Raw genomic sequence first — 16105 nt, forward strand, 5'->3', positions numbered from 1 at the left:
TTTCTTGCCTGATTACCGAACTTACCATTGGGTCCACAGACTATATATTCCCTTAGAATAGCTTTTATAGTAAACTTTAAAGCAGTAATGGATACATCATTAGATACAAGAAAAATCTTAATTGTTGAGGATGAAGAAATCATGCTTAATCTTTTGGGCGATGCACTTGAAAAAAAGGGCTGCGTGGTCTTTAGAGCAAACAATGGTGAGGATGGATTAAAACTTGCCTTGAGTGAGAGCCCTGATTTAATTTTGCTCGATATCCTTTTGCCAAAAATTGACGGACTTCAAGTTTTAAAGAAAATCCGTGAAGGAGCTGAAGCTATAAAGGATGTTCCAGTCATACTCCTAACTAATTTGAATCCTGACAAGGAAGAGATAAACCAAACAATCACCCAAACCTACCCTGCCTACTACCTTGTCAAGTCCAATTGGAACGTTGATGACGTCATTGATAAAGTCCGCGAGCGACTATCTCGTAAATAAATATAGTAATTAACTCTACTCAGTCGTCGTAGCTTCAAATGCAGTAACCTCTGCATTTTCTACTTCATAGCTAATGTCGATTGGATGGCAGCAAACTTCACAATCCTCAATATAACTTTGACTACCAGCTGAAAGATCTAAAATCACTGATATTTCTTCTCCGCAGTATGGGCAATTAAAAAAGTGCTCTTTGGTTTCCATTCTTGTAGTATACAATTGATTGCGCAGACAATGTCACATTATTGACTTCTGATTCGTCTATTTTAATATAAATCTATGAGCAAATCTTCAAAAAATTTTTCTATAGCATTTTCTTTTGTCGTAATAATACTTACGCTTTTTGGTATATCACAAACGAGCTTTGCAGCGACTACACAAGCAAAACCATTTGAAGTCACCGGCTGGATTCCCTACTGGAGTATAACTGCAGGCACAACCGTAGCAAATAAAAATTTAACTACTTTAACCTCGATATTTCCTTTCGGCTACGGTGTCAACACTGACGGCACCCTTACTGATCTCGCCAAACTCGCTACATCACCTACCTGGGCAAGTCTTAAGATTAATGCCAAGGCTAAACAAGTAAAGTTCATCCCAACTATTACCTGGACTGATGGTACGGCAATCAATCAAATCCTTTCTGATAAAACCCTTCGAACAAAACATATCGATACTATTGTTTCAATGGTAGAAAATGGCAAATTTGATGGTGTCGATATTGACTATGAGAAGAAGTTAGCTATAACCAAAGATAACTTCTCTGCGTTTCTAACGGAGCTCAAAACAAAACTTGGCAGTAAAACTCTCGTATGCTCGATCGAAGCACGCACGCCGCTATCTTCACTATATCGTGTCATTCCAACAAACATCCAATACGCCAATGACTACAAAGCTATCGGCAAAGCATGCGACAGAGTCGCCATACTCGCCTATGATCAAGGCCGCGCAGATTTCGTTTTGAATAATGCCAAAGCTGGCGCACCATATAATCCGATCGCTGATGCTGAGTGGGTAAGAAAAGTAGCAATGCTTGCGAGTGAATCAATTCCAAAAGAGAAAATTCTTCTCGGTGTTCCAACGTACGGATTTAACTATGAAGTAACGATCGCACCGAACTGGTTCAAGGGTTACAAAAAGGTCTCTTCTGCTACCGCTTCCTACGCTACTAAAACTGCAACACTCTTTGGCATCACCCCTACTCGCAATAAATCCGGCGAGATGAGTTACTCATTTGCTTCTGGATCTACACCAAAAGAAGTCGCGACTTATAAGCTACCAAGCACGCTCACCACTGATACCTTTGCCAACCGTGCACTCGCCTATGCTAATGCTACTGGCAAAACGTTTACCTTTAACACTGTCTGGTGGAGTGATGCTGATGCTATCAAACAGAAAGTAACTCTCGCCAAAGAATTAGGCCTCGCTGGTATCTCTCTATTTAAAATCGACGGCAATGAAGATCCAAATATCTGGACTATGCTTGCAAAATAATAGCTAGAAGAAAAATGTACTAAATTTTTTACGTATAGGTTTTGTCAAGATTTTTGTTTTATATACACCATCGTGTCATAACCGTGAGTTACTTGATCATTCAGATCAACTCCAAGACTAACCAGAAAATTAAAAAGTTCTTTTTGCACTATTTCTGCATCAACATCTTCATCCATAATTTTCTCTGCTTCTATAAATGAACCCAGGTCTCTGACTTCATCTAAACAAATTTCGATATCTTGATATGTTGTTTTGATTCTCTCTTTGTGAATATAGACTACTTCTTTGTATCCCATGACGAGGAGTGCTGCCTTGAATTCCACAGGGTCAGCTATTTCTGTTTCGTGCTCTATTGCATCAAATTCATTCTTATTGGGTTGCTTGAGGGTAAAGATAAATTTCCCGTTTGATTCTCGAATTCGTAATATATTTTTACCTGTCTGAAATTCATCATACGCACCATAGTTTTGATCTACAAAAGTAATGTCATCTTGGACAACTGGCGCAGATAACGTGCACCCAAGCTCTGTAAGCTTTTCTATAATTTTCTCTTTATCTTTTAATTTTGCTTTGACTTCAATTTCTTTTCGCATATATTGTTTTTGGGATGCCTATTGAGATTTCCCGCGACTCAAAGTTCGTCGCCACTCATTTTAGTCTAGATACCAGCTCGTTTATTTCTGTATTGAAAATTATTTGTTGTTTATAATATCTTCGATTTCCATAAGTCTATTATATTTGCAGACTCTCTCAGCACGAACAAGTGATCCCGACTTAATATAGTCACTGGCAAGTCCAACTGCAAGATCGGCAATAAACGTATCTGTCGTGTCACCGGATCGATGGGATACAAACGGAGACCAGCCCTGCTTTTTTGTCAGCTGAATCGCCTCTATAGTTTCAGTCAACGTGCCAATTTGATTTGGTTTGATAAGCACAGCATTGATCGCCTGTTTGTCGATAGCAACTTGTATTCTTTTACTATTTGTCACCGTGAGATCGTCGCCAACGATTTTTATCTTGTCGCCCAATCTTTTTCTCATTTCGACAAAACCCTCCCAGTCGTCCTCTGCTAGACCATCCTCGATAGAAATAATTGGATGTCTTTCGATCAATTCCTCATACCAATCAATTACTTGATTGGTTGTTCTATCTGCGCTTTCTCCTGCAATTTTCAATCGGTATATACCATTCTTATAGAAACTCGATGCAGCCGCGTCTATTGCGATCTTAACCTGGTCTAATGTGTAGTTAGCAGCTACAATCGCCTCTTCAATAAGTTCCAATGCCTCTTCAGAGGTTGTGAGTCTTGGCGCAAAACCACCTTCGTCGCCGACACTTGTTGTATAACCCTTAGATTTCAATATCTTTTTCAATGACAAAATGATTTCCCCCGTAGCTTGCACTTTCCGACGGAAAGAATCAAAACCAATGGGAGCAAGCATGAATTCCTGAATATCTAAGCCACTATCAGCATGCTTGCCACCATTAATAACATTAAACATTGGTTGTGGAAGTTTAAAGGTCATGGTACTCCCCAGTCCCCCCAAATATTCGTACAGCTCAACCTTTTGCTCTTCTGCACAAGCACGGGCAAAAGCCAAGGAGACTCCGAGAAGTGCATTTGCACCGAGGCGTGATTTGTTTTCCGTACCATCTCGCTGAATTAGAGCCATATCGAGACTAGTCTGATCAAAGTCTTTATCTTTGATAGACTCATAAATTTCTGTATTTACATTTTCGATAGCTCTAAGTACGCCGAGTCCTCCGTATCTGCTCTGATCGTGATCACGCAATTCAAGAACCTCATGAACTCCAGTACTTGCTCCGGAGGGGACAGATGCCTTTGCCATCACACCACCGCGCGAGAGTGTACAGCAAACCTCTAACGTTGGATTGCCACGGGAATCGATAATCTCTTTTGCTGTAACTGATTGTATCTTTGCCATATTATATGCTTTTCAGTTGGTTAAAAGTGACACTACCAGAGAGATGTTTCTCTGCTTCAATAATAATTTTCTCCATCATTATTACCGCTTCGACTGGATACTTACCTTTTGCTGTTTCGTCCGAAAGCATAACTGCATCAGCACCCTCGAGTATGGCAGTAGCCACATCGGTCACTTCCGCCCGAGACGGTGTAAGGTTTTCTACCATAGAAAGAAGCATCTGGGTAGCGACGATGACAGGTTTGCCTGCTTTTCGTGCTTTTTTGATTATCCGATCTTGTATAAACGGTATCTGTTCGAGAGGCACCTCATTGCCGAGATCGCCACGGGCTATCATAACAGCATCAGCTTCGGCAATAATCTGTTCGAGTGACAGAAGTGCTATAGCTCTTTCTATTTTTGCTATTACCATCTGCCTACCTCCAAAACCATGCACCAATCCTCTACATTTTTTTATATCCTCCGGACCAGCGACGAAAGAAACAGCTACGTAGTCAACAGCATGAAGAGCAGCAAATTTTATGAACTCCTCATCATTGCTCGTAATCGATGAGAGCGCTCGAGAGTCATACGTATGACTCTCATTTTCCTGGACCCGAGGACCAGGTAAGTCGATGATAATCGGAATTCGCCGACCACATTCTTTTTCGAGTTGTCGTATAAAAGTGATTTGTTCTGCCCATAAGGCGAGATCGCCCCAGGAAAAGTTAAGTCTCACCACATCTAGCTGGTGACTCACCATCGCCCTTAGGATGTCTGCTTTTTCTGACACCGGACCGAGTGTGACTACAATTTGTGCTTTGGAATTTGTCATGAGGGTACTTGTGATTCAGTCTGGCGAATCTCCTTGTGTATCATATGGCCAGTCTCGTCAATATCATAAATAAGAATCGAGCCAAAGGGTATCTCGATATCTGCTATATTCTCGTCGGAAATGTTCTCAATATATTTGACGAGCGTGCGAAGTGAATTACCATGCGCTACGACCAGTATATTTTTATTTTCCATAACTCGTGGCAAGATTTTTTCTAAAAAATAAGGGACCGCGCGATCATAGACCATCTTAAGCGATTCGCCATTGGGTATGGGATATTCCCAGCCTCGTCGGAGTTTCTTAAATTCTTCTTCGCCGAGAATCTTCTCCATTTCCCATTTATTCTTTCCTGTATAGTCACCATAATCGCGTTCATTCAAAGCGGCAGCGTGTTCCGTTGGTACTTTGTATCGCTTACATACATTGAGCATGCATGAAAGTGTCTCAATAGAACGTACGAGCATCGAAGCAAAGGCATAGTCGATCTCGATATCCTGTATGAGGGATCCCATATCTTCGGATTTATTGAATCCATATTGGTCCAAATGGCGATCACGCAAACCCGTCCATTTGCCGAGCTTGTTCCATTCTGATTCGTGATGTCGTACCAAGAGAAGTTTGCTTGTCATAGTTTAAGGATTAACAATATTCTCTGGAGTTCTGCCTTCAAAGAAGCTAATAATATTGCGAGCTACAATTTCAGCCATCTGGTTTCGAGCCCCAATACTTGCGGAGGCGATATGTGGAGTCAGAATAATATTTTGTAATCTGAGAAGTCCCGGAACGGTTTTGGGTTCAAATTCGAAAACATCGAGAGCTGCACCGCTAATACTTTTTTCTCTCAAAGCCACCTCAAGAGCCTTCTCATCAATAATTGGACCACGTGAAGTATTGATGAGAAAAGCAGATGGTTTCATAAGTCGAAGGCGTGCTTCATTTATCAGATGCCTTGTCGAATCAAGGAGTGGTACATGCAGACTCGTGACATCCGCCTGGGGTAAAAGCGTCTCAATTGTACTACAGTATGTCGCACCACATTCTTTTTCGATACGATCATTTCTAGCCACGTCAGTGTAGATAATTTTCATACCAAGACCCTTAGCGTAATAAGCAACTCTCTCACCGATCCGACCGGCCCCAACAAGACCAAGTGTGCTCCCAAGAATGTCTGTACCGATAAACTGCATCGGCGCCCAGCCTTTATACTTTCCTCGCCTGACAAACTCATCAGCTTCGACAATCCTCGCCGCAAGAGCAAGCATGAGAGCTATTGTGTGTTCTGCAACAGCTTCAGTGGAGAGAGGAGTGGGGGCATTTGTTACTGTTATTCCAAGTTTTTTTGCTTCTGTCACATCTATATTGTCGAAACCAGTAGCATAGTTGGCATATAGCTTTATATTTGGCACATGATGAAACACCTTTGCGTCTATACTGTCAGTCAAAAGGACGAGTACGGCATCATATGGTTTCTTTTTCAAAAATGAAATGAGTTTTTTTTGAGAAAGTGGAGAATCGTTTGGATTGATATCCACCGTATATCCTTTTTGCTTCAGCATATTAATTCCAATATTAGGAATTTGTCGAGTTACAAAAATATTCTTTGACATACCTATATCTTAGCAGGTATCTACACAAATTGCTGACTTACACAAGGGAAGCTAGTAAATGGTATTGTGTTTTCCTAAAGAAACAATCTGCACTGTTCAAATCTGAGCGCGAGTGAACCATTTCACTCGCTTATTCACCACTCGCCTTGCTCGTGGGTCCTTCCAAATTAAAATTAAGAACCATATTCCGATAAAGCCAATAGTACCAGGGTTTAGGGTTTCCAGAAATGGCAAATCTAATGGTACCACAGGGACAATAGGCCGAATACTGTATTGGCATAGAGTTGAAAATGACCTGTATACCCTTTCGAATATTATGAAGGAGTATATGGGAAAGGTGCAGAAGAAGACTGATAAGACTGACTTCTTTTCACAGTTTGATGAACCTGTTTAGGATTGATGTCTGGGAAGCAAGATTTGCTGATGCTATCAAGCAGAAAGTAACTCTCGCTAAAGAATTAGGCCTTGCAGGCATTTCTCTATTTAAAATAGATGGCAATGAAGATCCAAATATTTGGACTATGCTTTCTACTGCAAAGTAAATAGATTATATTTTTGTCGAATTTTTTCATATATATTTCTCTATCAACTCACTCAATTTACCACTGGCAAGCATTACTCCAATTTCATCATCGATAAGATTTTTTAGTGAGAGATCGTCTTTCTTGAAAACAAAAGTGTTTTCATATATGCGAATAGGGTCGCTTGTTGCTTGAACCAATTTTTTCTGTTTTGTTTTTGTAAAAATTTCCATCAGATTAATTTCTGCAAATGTCATATCTCCCTTTCCGTCAGTAACAAACTGTAGTAACTCTTGCGGGTCTGAAAGCTGCGGCACAAACACTAGTCGTGCATTTGGAAAATCAGCTTTTGCGATCGAATGAGATATATCGTTTTCTTTTACCACCACTCTCAATTCGGGGCTGTTCTTTAGTTTTTCATATTCAATGCCTGGCAATGTCCATGGATATGCATTACTCGTGTATATAGATTTTGAAAAAGATGCTTTCTCCTTTCGTTCAGGCGTCGGCCAAACAGTACTTCCAAATAAGTCAAAACGATTATGGTCCAAACCATCGATCACAACACCATATCCAGTTTCTTCACTCCACTTGATCTGCCATTCATGCTTCTTTGCTATAGCAGTAATAATCTCATAGAAAATACCCGAGAAAGTGTCGGTTTCGTGATTATAAAATAGTGCAGGTGGATAATTGGTGAAAGCTACACGTAGCGTCTTTGTCTTTTCTACGCGATCAAGAGCGGAAGTATAACTTCCATTCTCATTATCTTCATCGCCCCACACAGAACGATACGTCTCCCAAGGATTTTCCATCAGCAGAAAATCGACACTATCTTTTGACTTTCCGTCGTACTTTCCTGCGATATAGTTTTCATAGACCGGCCAGTTTTTGTGATAAATGTAGACCACTTTTTCAGCACCTAAAAACCCCGGCGCAAAATCAAGAAACGCGAATTCTGATAGTAAGTAGTGAACTGCTGTTTTTACCGCAACAGCTACATCTGCGATTTCTTTCTTCGATCCTGTAATAACACCTTTTGTGGTCTCATTCGCATCGTACTCAAACTGTTTGTTTGATTCGTATAGCTGTCGAATATACTCATAGGACTTTTTATAATTCTCATTTGGCTCTATTTCATTTTCCCAATCTATGATTCTCACTTGGTCTTTTGTATATCCAAGTTGGACGACGGCTCGCTCAGTTCTATTCTTCAGGAGATTTCCTTGTGGCAGGGCCTTATCGCGCCGCGCGCGATTTTCAGGATATCCAAGGGCAATATAAGTCGAGATAGCGGGAATATCAGCGATCATAACAGCAACTTTTCCATAGCGGTCAATGGCCGTCTTGAGGAGGTATTTAATCTCTTCATCCTTGAAGTAGCTATTGCCGGGACTCATACCGATGATTGGATATATATTCTGCATATTTTTAATTCACGTTGTTTTAGTGATTACTTAAACTCATTTAGTTTTGATTGGGTGCCTATCGGGATTTTCCCGCGACTCAAAGTTCGTCGCCACTCATTTTAGTCTAGATACCAGCTCGTCATTTTTTCTGCTGAAAAAATATTACTGCACTTTTCAAATCTGAGCGCGAGTGAACCATTTCACTCGCTTATTCACCACTCGCCTTGCTCGTGGGTGCCTATCGGGATTTGAACCCGAACTGAGAGTTCCACAAACTCTAGTGCTAACCATTACACTATAGGCACCATATTACTTGTTTGTAATTCTTAGTTTTTCTCCTTATCCAAAAACTACAAACTAGTCCCTGTTATAGCAAAATTTGCCTGAAAAATCTAGCTTTTTGAAATTACTACTACGTTCTTAGCTATACGTTGGGACTTGTTCACCTTTGTCTTCTATGTGATTAACTAATCGTGCCAAGGCATAGAGAACAGATGATAGCCGGTTAAGGTAACGAAGTGTTTCAGCGTCGACGAGATTGTTTTCTTCTTGATATGCCACAATGAGCCGCTCGAGACGCCTTGCTACCGTTCGAGTAACATCAAATCTCGCACCTGCTTCAGTTGCCCCGGGAATAAAAAAAGTTTTGATCGGCGGCAAAATATTTTCGATAGTTGTCGTAAGTGTTTCGAGGTGGACTATTTTTTCTGACTGGATCTTCATGTCTGCACCAGCGATTTCAGCTTGGATGATAAACATATCCTGCTGCAAATCCAAAACAGCATCAGACAGTAATTTCCCATCTGGCAATGCGTACTTTTTTTCATTAACTGAAGCTCTTGCAAGACCAAGAAACGAATTGAGCTCATCAAGTGTACCCAAGACTTCAAAGACGAGTGCACTTTTAGAAACTCGAACTCCCTTTTCAGTATTAAAAAGTTTGCTTGTTCCCTGATCACCTTTGCCTGTATAGAGCATATTATTTTTTTGCTACGTAGATATAGTCATAGAGTTGACTACCAATGATCGCAAGCACGAGTAGCGTGAGATAGAAAACAATAAGCGTTGCAAATGAAAAAGACACATTACGAAGTGCCCCAAGTACAAACGTAAAGTACCACGTGGTGATCGATATAGCGCCGAGCGCATATGAGAGATGACGAAGCCTATGCAGCTCACCAGGCTTGTGCGGATGCGGTTCACCAAAGGTAATATGCACAAGCTTCGGTGCAATAATGATATTAAGGAGAAATCCGTTGACGATCAGTACTACTACCGCTATCATCTTGATCAAGAATTTCGAAGACTCGGCAAGTGTGTCTGCTTGTGGCAAATAAAGCCCAACACCACTTGCAACCAGTATACCTAGCGCACACCAAATGACATGTGAAAGCGTATTCATTATGTCTGATTCTTCTTCAGATATTCTATAGTCTCGTAAGAACTTAAAGAAAAAGATATCAGTAATCGTTGCTGCACCAACACCTATCGCCATGCCGAACAAATGAAATATCGTTATGATTCGTTTGTGCTCAAGCAAAAACGGCGTGATATTGATCGGTATACTCGTCACCGTCAATAGAAAAATAACCGTACATAGGAATGCCGAGAAGAGACACCAGGTACACCACTGCTTGAGAACGAAAGCTTGAATAGATACTAAATACAGGGAGAACAAGAATGAAAAGAAAGAAATAACGAGCACCACGAACGAAAACCACCCTGGGGTACCATTCTTGTAAGCCAATAAGAAAAGGTGGGATACAGCAATGAGCGCATAGTAGGCAAGACCAAACAGTTCTACAGGCACGCCAAGAAATTTTGAGTAGTTACTATGAACGACACTTTCGCAACTCGAACGAAGCGGACAGACGAGTGGCTGTTTAGCTTTCTTCTTGGTATGAATATAGAACGCTAAAATAAATCCGCAAAAGCCTGCCAATATTAAGAAAAGTTGAGTTAGTGTCTCTGGTATCATACACGATGCATACTATCATCAATCTTGGCAGCTACAATAAAATCATTTTCAGTGAGCTCACCGATTGAGTGCGTTGAGAGTGTCAAAGTAACTTTATTATATTCAATCATAATATCAGGATGGTGCCCTTCGCCTTCGGCAATATCAGCAACCATATCGACGAAATTCACCGCACCGATAAAGTCCTTGAACTCAAACATTCGAGATATACTTTTGCCATCTTTGGCAAGGGCCCAGTGGTGTACCTCATCGAGAAAATCCTGCAAATCCGCCTGGGCAATACCCTTGGTTTTTTTGTCTTCACACGGTTTACATTTTTTTCGAGCGAGCTCCATATTAATAGCTACCTGCTTCTACATTGGCAATACTAACTTGAAGCGCAATTGCCTGAACATTACGAGTAAAAAATACGGCAAAGAGGATAAGCGCGATCCCCACGATGAGCAGTGTCCCACTACTAGCTTTTGATTGAAATTGTTTCATATAAATACATGCTAATTATAAAGTTGTAAAACTGAGTATATCACCATTTAAACGCTGATTGTTTTCAGGTTTGGGTGTTGCGTTAAAATCAAGCACTGCTTTGTAATAATATGTTGTATGTGGCTGCAAATTGATTAAAGGACTCGAAAACGGCCCAATAACCCGAAAGGAAATGCCTCCAGTTGAGGTAAAATTTAAACTTTCCTTTGAAGTGCCATATAAAAAATGAGGTAGATTTGCCGGAGGTATAGTATTGGCAGTATTTGTAATAATCCCATTTAAAATTACTGACGTTTCTGTTACATTTGTTGCTGTCATGGTTGCGACTGAATAATTTTCAATTTTATTAGCTGTCTCTCTTCCTTCTTGCATTCTTTTTTCTCCATAGCCTTGCCCATAGAGTCGCTGCTCTTCCTTTATGCTATTTTTATGTTGGATATAATCTACAAATGGTTGCCTGCACAAAACTAGAACAGGAACAATAAAGCTCACTACAAACATAATCGGAAAATAGGATAGCGTCGAATATTTTTTTATCGGCACAAGCCAAATAAGAAACAAAAGAATAGGTGGAGCAAAAATTACAAAGATAAAAAAATATGCCAAATATGCCACTGGTACAATTGAAGGCGCAAAAGCTAAAGCAGAGAAAAAGAAAAGCAGAATAACAATAGACAAAATTTGTGCCAACGGAATCAAGAAAGTCCATTTACTAATAATTTTTCTCTTTTCAATGGGCTGACTATTTGCAACTTGATTTTCAATTTCCATAATAACAATAGTATATCAATTTTCTTATATTTTTAAGAGAATATTGTGCGCGGGAGAAGATTTGAACTTCCATTCCCTTGCGGGAGCTACCACCTCAAGGTAGTGCGTCTACCAATTTCGCCACCCGCGCATGGACGTTACTATACAGAAAAGACTCTTTCTTTTCAACTAAAACAAAACATCCCGATATATGCGAGATGTTTTATACTGCTGTTTCGTCTTTTGTTTCTTCGTCAGTAATGTAGGTTTTGGCTGTCTTCATTTTACGGCGAATATCACGGACTGCTTTCTCACGGATATAGTAAAGCTTACTGCGTCGTGCTCGAGTCTTCTTGACGATCTCGATCTTGTCGATCATTGGAGAATAGAGGGGGAAAATACGTTCAACACCCACACCACTTGCAACTTTGCGGACCGTAAAGGTTGCGCCAGCTTCATTGCCATGCTTCCTCGCGAGCACCATACCTTCAAATGCCTGGAGACGAAACTTGCCCTTATCGAGAATTTTTGACCAAACTTTGACCGTATCTCCAGACGAAAAAGCAAGCTTGGTTCGCTCGTCGACTGATACAGGAGTTTGATTTGCTTTGACCTTCATAATGGGATTACCTTACCATACTTACCTTTTTCCTGCAAGAATACAAAAACCCCTCTCCGTTAGGAAAGGGGTTAGCTCTTACATATGACTAACAAGCCACTGACGAGCATTTTCTACTAATTTAATATATGGGCTTACTTTCATGCCTTTTGCGTACCCTTCTTTCCAGCTAAAATTAAGCATAGAAAGAGCACGTTCTGGGTGTGGCATAAGCCCAAGGAACCGTCCATCTTCAGAAACACAACCAGCAAAACCATATGGCGAACCATTAGGATTGTCTGGATACGTTTCAGTTAATTGACCATTATGATCAACAAAGCGAATAGGCGATAATCCTTTGTCACGGAATTTCTCTGCACATTGCACATCTTTAAAGGTATACTTACCTTCACCATGAGCTACAGGAATCGGAAGCTTTGCGCCTTCAAAGCCAACAAGCCATGGTGAATTGCTTTTAAGAAAGCTCACCGTTGGTTCCCTTGCCTCAAATTTACCAGAGATATTATGCAGAAGTCTTGGTCGCTCATCCAATGGAATGCTCGGAAACATAAAGTGTAAATAACGATCAAGCAAAGAAAAAGCTTGATTACCATTACAAACCCCAAGCCCCATAACATCAAGACGAGCAAAATGTCTCGTAACTTCTGCAAATAAAACTGGATGCTCGACAATGCCAGCTACCCATCCAACCGCACTTCCAAAGACATCGCCAAATGACCATCCTCCGACCCACGCTGTCATGCGAAAATCATCGAGAGTGGCCTGTTTGTTTCGAAGCATATCCATTGACACACTGTGTGGATGAAGTCCCCCTGCTTTGAGATATGCAGCCATCTCTGGCACACCATTACTTCCCTCTTCAAAAAGGATTGCGACTTTTGGATCAGTACCGTGTCGCTGCCTGCTATAACTAGTAAATGGCACAACATATGGCGTAGGTGATTTCTCCTTAGTAAGTACCTCAAATTCAGTCATTGCAAGTGCGGGTCCAATTTTACTTTTGTTAATCTCAGAAGAAGTCCGTTCAATCATTTGCAATAACTCAGTCGTCGTAAAACTTTCACTGCTTGCATTCTGATTAACGTACAGATTTGTGTCTTCACTGTCAGTTATGCAAATTGTATTGAATGAAACTCCATATATACGCACCTGTCTCTCAATCTCATCAAAAGATTCTTCAGTGTACTCCACAAGCATGCCTGGTGCTTCCGAGAAAGCGAACTTCAGGAATTCATTCTCTCGATTCGAATACGTCTGTCCTCCACTACAACCAGCAACCAGCATTTCAGTAAGTGCAATCAGAAGTCCGTCACCAACCCGATCATGGCACGCAGTAATTAATTTGCGACGTTTCAGTTCCATCACAAAACGAAGTCCTTGCATAAATTGTTTCGGATCCACTTTTGGATATGTCTTACCGATCTCACCGTGGGCTTGAGCCAATGCTGAACCTGCAAGCGATATATCACCAGCTGCAAAATCCACCAATCCAATCATGCTTTTGCCAGGATTTTTAACATATGGGGTCATTGCACTTCGAACATCCGGGACAGCAGCGTATGCAACCATTGCAAGTGTATCGAGTGATTTCACAAACTCTTCCATCACTTTCGTCTTCATTTTAAGGGAATCTTTCCCTCCATTTATATGAAGACCACAAGCAATGAGAAACTCTGACACAATTTTCACTGATCGATACATTCTTTCATTCTCATCAGGATCTCCGGTGGAATACATTTCATTTACCAGGAAAGCAATGTCAGATAATTCAAGTGACGACGGCGCTCCTGCTATCAAGTTTGAAAGCGCCTCAACAATTGTCTGTATTGATCCACCTTCCGCATCAGCCAAAAGGGTGTTGGGTTTATACCCAATCCCTAGGCAAATGCCACTATAGTCATCAGGATGAACGCTCATTTTAATAATTGCACAATCGTTCACCGTCATACCAAGTGGTCCACTAAATTGATGCTGCACCGTACGTCCGCCGACTGTCTGATCCATTTTGTTTACTATCCATCGTTTCGATCCAACTGCTAGTTGGGCAAATGTTATTTCGAGCGCTTTCTTAAGCGATAGGTCACTTGGTGGAACAAATTCTCTTCTTGATTGATCAATGCGTGATGCAACAATTACTTTTTCCTCCGCACGATCAAATGCACTGAGTCGCATATCCATAAGCGTCTGACCAGTCACTCCATCTATCATTTTGATTCTCCCTGTATCAACAATTTCACCAAGTATTTCCGGAACGATGCCTGTCTGACGACCAAGGACATTGAGAGCATTAAGATTTTGCTTTTTGATGATAAGGATGAATCGCTCCTGTGACTCACATAACCATTTCTGCGTATTCGACATGTCTGCACCCACATGTACTTTGCTTAGGTCTACTTCACCACCGACTGAACCAATAGCTTCGAGAAGTGCATTGCAAATACCTGCAGCACCTTGATCATTTGCAAGATCAATTATTTGCTGACCAGAAACAATTCTTAAATTAACACAACTTACTATCAAATCATGTACGTTTCTCGCCATGAGTGCATCACCCCGCTGAACCGAATTTTTATCCTTATCTTCCGATTGTGTTCCATGTGCGAGTGATGATGCCAGTCCCCCTCCAAAACCAATAGGATAAACTGGGCCACCAATACCTATAATAAGCATGCCGGGTTCTGGGTTTGATTTCTTGATATTGTCATGCGGCATAATACCGACACCACCAACATATACAACAGGCTTCAAATTTTCCCACCGTTTACCATCAGGAAGTATAAAAATACTTGATGACAAACTTCCAGCAATACCTGGTGTTCCATGTGGATTACCATAATCGCAAATACCATCTGATCCTTGTGACAGAATTGGGAACGGACGTGCACATGTTTTCGGATACACCAAATTTAAACCTTGGCCAGGAATTACATAGTCACCCAGATCTAGCGCACCAACTCCTAATATATTAAATGATCCAAAGAGAAATCCTCCTTGGCCATTGATATACACATCTCTCATCAGTCCTCCTAACCCAGTTTCAGCACCAGGCTTGGGTGAAATACCCGTTGGGTGATTGTGAGTTTCAGCTTTCATAACTGCGTCCATATCGGTCATTAAATACTCAAATGGATGCATGTTATTTTTCTCTACAGGAAGCAAGTGAGGAACCTGGAATCCTCGAATTGCACTTGCGTTATCATGAAATGCAATAACTGATTTTCCTGGATTTATTTTCCACGAAGCTTTTACTACATTCATAAGAGGCTCATGGCCAACACCGTCAATTCTATGAATACTCGTGAAATGTGGATGTTTAGAATGTTCAGTATAACCATAGAGTGGCGTCATAACTTCCAATATTCTCGCATTTCTTTTTTCTTCGTTCACAAAATAGTCATACCAATATTCTGCCACTACTTGCTTCATACCCAGATCAGTAAGATTCTTGATTCCATCACTTTTTCGAATTCCCAAAAGCTTTATTTCTTCTGGAAATGAAATGTAGGATGTGCCAATTTCTTCAGCAAAAATTGCTTCAGCTTCATAGACACACTCCTGCATGGAGTCGAAATCAGGAAGTGTTTCAAGGAAATTTTCTGTTGATATGTTCACGTCAACAAAATAGCGTCTGGCTTCTTCGCATCGCAATACACCATCAATACCAATGTGTCCAAACTGACGCAATGCTTTAGATGACCGAGGTGATGCATATTCAAGGATTGGACGAATTTCAACAACTCGCTTACCTTCTCTAATTTGAGCAGGTACGTAACTTACGGGGTAAAGACCGTGTTGTGAAAAGTGTAATCGCTCTAATGTTTGCAGATTATTTTCAGTAAAATTTTCGTTAACATGAAGTATGAAGCATACTTCATGTGTACGGCGTAGAGAATACATTCTAATCGTTTTCATGGGCTGTTATTTAGTTTAAAATATACGCTTTGTTTCCAAACTACAGTAATAAAATACCGCTGTCAACGACAGCGGTATTTTATTAC

The 16105-nt window shown here is 40.7% G+C and carries 17 protein-coding genes and 2 tRNA genes; 3 read left to right on the top strand and 16 right to left on the bottom strand.

All coding sequences use genetic code 11. The features are described from left to right. Positions 1-87 precede the first annotated feature (87 nt). Entirely contained in the window at positions 88-486 is a 399-nt protein-coding gene (locus IPF86_01180; protein QQR50519.1) for a response regulator, read from the top strand. A 15-nt stretch (positions 487-501) separates the two neighbouring features. Here the strand turns inward: IPF86_01180 and IPF86_01185 are convergent, their stop codons facing one another. Continuing rightward, positions 502-687: a CPXCG motif-containing cysteine-rich protein gene (locus IPF86_01185; GenBank protein QQR50520.1), complete on the bottom strand. Its 186-nt coding sequence runs from the start codon at positions 685-687 to the stop codon at positions 502-504. 75 nt (positions 688-762) lie between these two features. On the opposite strand from IPF86_01185, the gene IPF86_01190 reads away from it, so the two are divergent. Next, positions 763-1977 (top strand): hypothetical protein, encoded by a 1215-nt coding sequence (locus IPF86_01190; protein QQR50521.1) that lies wholly within the window; start codon positions 763-765, stop codon positions 1975-1977. A gap of 44 nt (positions 1978-2021) precedes the next feature. Here the strand turns inward: IPF86_01190 and cyaB are convergent, their stop codons facing one another. The 5 genes from cyaB to IPF86_01215 all read right to left on the bottom strand — a co-directional run bounded on the left by cyaB (position 2022) and on the right by IPF86_01215 (position 6347). After that, positions 2022-2570, bottom strand: coding sequence for a class IV adenylate cyclase (cyaB, locus tag IPF86_01195; protein ID QQR50522.1), 549 nt, complete (start codon positions 2568-2570; stop codon positions 2022-2024). 99 nt (positions 2571-2669) lie between these two features. Further along, positions 2670-3926 carry a phosphopyruvate hydratase gene (gene eno, locus IPF86_01200; GenBank protein QQR50523.1) on the bottom strand — a complete coding sequence of 419 codons (1257 nt, stop codon included), beginning with the start codon at positions 3924-3926 and terminating at the stop codon, positions 2670-2672. A 1-nt stretch (position 3927) separates the two neighbouring features. Next, positions 3928-4740 carry a hypothetical protein gene (locus IPF86_01205; protein QQR50524.1) on the bottom strand — a complete coding sequence of 271 codons (813 nt, stop codon included), beginning with the start codon at positions 4738-4740 and terminating at the stop codon, positions 3928-3930. After that, complete coding sequence (locus IPF86_01210) at positions 4737-5369, bottom strand: 2,3-bisphosphoglycerate-dependent phosphoglycerate mutase (GenBank protein QQR50525.1); 633 nt, start codon at positions 5367-5369, stop codon at positions 4737-4739. Before IPF86_01210 ends, IPF86_01205 begins: the two co-directional genes overlap by 4 nt. A 3-nt stretch (positions 5370-5372) precedes the next feature. Beyond that, the gene (locus IPF86_01215; GenBank protein ID QQR50526.1) at positions 5373-6347 is read right to left on the bottom strand and encodes a D-glycerate dehydrogenase; all 975 of its coding nucleotides are present in this window, start codon (positions 6345-6347) and stop codon (positions 5373-5375) included. A 377-nt stretch (positions 6348-6724) separates the two neighbouring features. Between IPF86_01215 and IPF86_01220 the strand changes: the two genes are divergently transcribed. Then, positions 6725-6889 (top strand): hypothetical protein, encoded by a 165-nt coding sequence (locus IPF86_01220; GenBank protein ID QQR50527.1) that lies wholly within the window; start codon positions 6725-6727, stop codon positions 6887-6889. A gap of 26 nt (positions 6890-6915) precedes the next feature. Here IPF86_01220 and IPF86_01225 read toward each other — a convergent pair whose 3' ends face one another. The 10 genes from IPF86_01225 to IPF86_01270 form a co-directional block, all read right to left on the bottom strand. Continuing rightward, positions 6916-8295: a tRNA-dependent cyclodipeptide synthase gene (locus tag IPF86_01225; protein ID QQR50528.1), complete on the bottom strand. Its 1380-nt coding sequence runs from the start codon at positions 8293-8295 to the stop codon at positions 6916-6918. 215 nt (positions 8296-8510) lie between these two features. Next, a tRNA-His gene (locus IPF86_01230) sits at positions 8511-8582 on the bottom strand. A 115-nt stretch (positions 8583-8697) separates the two neighbouring features. Beyond that, on the bottom strand, positions 8698-9255 hold the full coding sequence (locus IPF86_01235; protein ID QQR50529.1) for a cob(I)yrinic acid a,c-diamide adenosyltransferase: 558 nt from the start codon (positions 9253-9255) through the stop codon (positions 8698-8700). Position 9256: 1 nt separating this feature from the next. Continuing rightward, positions 9257-10255, bottom strand: a complete 999-nt coding sequence (locus IPF86_01240; protein QQR50530.1) for a vitamin K epoxide reductase family protein — start codon at positions 10253-10255, stop codon at positions 9257-9259. Next, complete coding sequence (locus tag IPF86_01245; GenBank protein QQR50531.1) at positions 10252-10590, bottom strand: 4a-hydroxytetrahydrobiopterin dehydratase; 339 nt, start codon at positions 10588-10590, stop codon at positions 10252-10254. Before IPF86_01245 ends, IPF86_01240 begins: the two co-directional genes overlap by 4 nt. A 1-nt stretch (position 10591) precedes the next feature. Further along, entirely contained in the window at positions 10592-10738 is a 147-nt protein-coding gene (locus IPF86_01250; protein QQR50532.1) for a hypothetical protein, read from the bottom strand. Positions 10739-10753: 15 nt separating this feature from the next. After that, a complete protein-coding gene (locus IPF86_01255) occupies positions 10754-11509 on the bottom strand; it encodes a hypothetical protein (GenBank protein QQR50533.1) in 756 nt (251 codons plus the stop codon). A 46-nt stretch (positions 11510-11555) separates the two neighbouring features. Next, positions 11556-11639 (bottom strand) — tRNA-Leu (locus IPF86_01260). Between the two features lie 72 nt (positions 11640-11711). Then, positions 11712-12107 (bottom strand): 50S ribosomal protein L19, encoded by a 396-nt coding sequence (gene rplS, locus IPF86_01265; GenBank protein ID QQR50534.1) that lies wholly within the window; start codon positions 12105-12107, stop codon positions 11712-11714. A 78-nt stretch (positions 12108-12185) separates the two neighbouring features. Beyond that, a complete protein-coding gene (locus tag IPF86_01270) occupies positions 12186-16019 on the bottom strand; it encodes a phosphoribosylformylglycinamidine synthase subunit PurQ (protein QQR50535.1) in 3834 nt (1277 codons plus the stop codon). Between the last annotated feature and the right edge of the window lie 86 nt (positions 16020-16105).

The organism is Candidatus Nomurabacteria bacterium (genome assembly GCA_016699085.1).
In the GTDB taxonomy this organism is placed as follows: Bacteria; Patescibacteriota; Minisyncoccia; order Phycocordibacterales; family UBA9973; genus CAZLWF01.

What these genes read in the sequence shown, in the direction of transcription:
- IPF86_01180 (QQR50519.1), top strand. Translation starts at nt 88, where the DNA reads ATGGATACATCATTAGATACAAGAAAAATCTTAATTGTTGAGGATGAA.
- IPF86_01185 (QQR50520.1), bottom strand. Translation starts at nt 687, where the DNA reads ATGGAAACCAAAGAGCACTTTTTTAATTGCCCATACTGCGGAGAAGAA.
- IPF86_01190 (QQR50521.1), top strand. Translation starts at nt 763, where the DNA reads ATGAGCAAATCTTCAAAAAATTTTTCTATAGCATTTTCTTTTGTCGTA.
- cyaB (QQR50522.1), bottom strand. Translation starts at nt 2,570, where the DNA reads ATGCGAAAAGAAATTGAAGTCAAAGCAAAATTAAAAGATAAAGAGAAA.
- eno (QQR50523.1), bottom strand. Translation starts at nt 3,926, where the DNA reads ATGGCAAAGATACAATCAGTTACAGCAAAAGAGATTATCGATTCCCGT.
- IPF86_01205 (QQR50524.1), bottom strand. Translation starts at nt 4,740, where the DNA reads ATGACAAATTCCAAAGCACAAATTGTAGTCACACTCGGTCCGGTGTCA.
- IPF86_01210 (QQR50525.1), bottom strand. Translation starts at nt 5,369, where the DNA reads ATGACAAGCAAACTTCTCTTGGTACGACATCACGAATCAGAATGGAAC.
- IPF86_01215 (QQR50526.1), bottom strand. Translation starts at nt 6,347, where the DNA reads ATGTCAAAGAATATTTTTGTAACTCGACAAATTCCTAATATTGGAATT.
- IPF86_01225 (QQR50528.1), bottom strand. Translation starts at nt 8,295, where the DNA reads ATGCAGAATATATATCCAATCATCGGTATGAGTCCCGGCAATAGCTAC.
- IPF86_01235 (QQR50529.1), bottom strand. Translation starts at nt 9,255, where the DNA reads ATGCTCTATACAGGCAAAGGTGATCAGGGAACAAGCAAACTTTTTAAT.
- IPF86_01240 (QQR50530.1), bottom strand. Translation starts at nt 10,255, where the DNA reads ATGATACCAGAGACACTAACTCAACTTTTCTTAATATTGGCAGGCTTT.
- IPF86_01245 (QQR50531.1), bottom strand. Translation starts at nt 10,590, where the DNA reads ATGGAGCTCGCTCGAAAAAAATGTAAACCGTGTGAAGACAAAAAAACC.
- IPF86_01250 (QQR50532.1), bottom strand. Translation starts at nt 10,738, where the DNA reads ATGAAACAATTTCAATCAAAAGCTAGTAGTGGGACACTGCTCATCGTG.
- IPF86_01255 (QQR50533.1), bottom strand. Translation starts at nt 11,509, where the DNA reads ATGGAAATTGAAAATCAAGTTGCAAATAGTCAGCCCATTGAAAAGAGA.
- rplS (QQR50534.1), bottom strand. Translation starts at nt 12,107, where the DNA reads ATGAAGGTCAAAGCAAATCAAACTCCTGTATCAGTCGACGAGCGAACC.
- IPF86_01270 (QQR50535.1), bottom strand. Translation starts at nt 16,019, where the DNA reads ATGAAAACGATTAGAATGTATTCTCTACGCCGTACACATGAAGTATGC.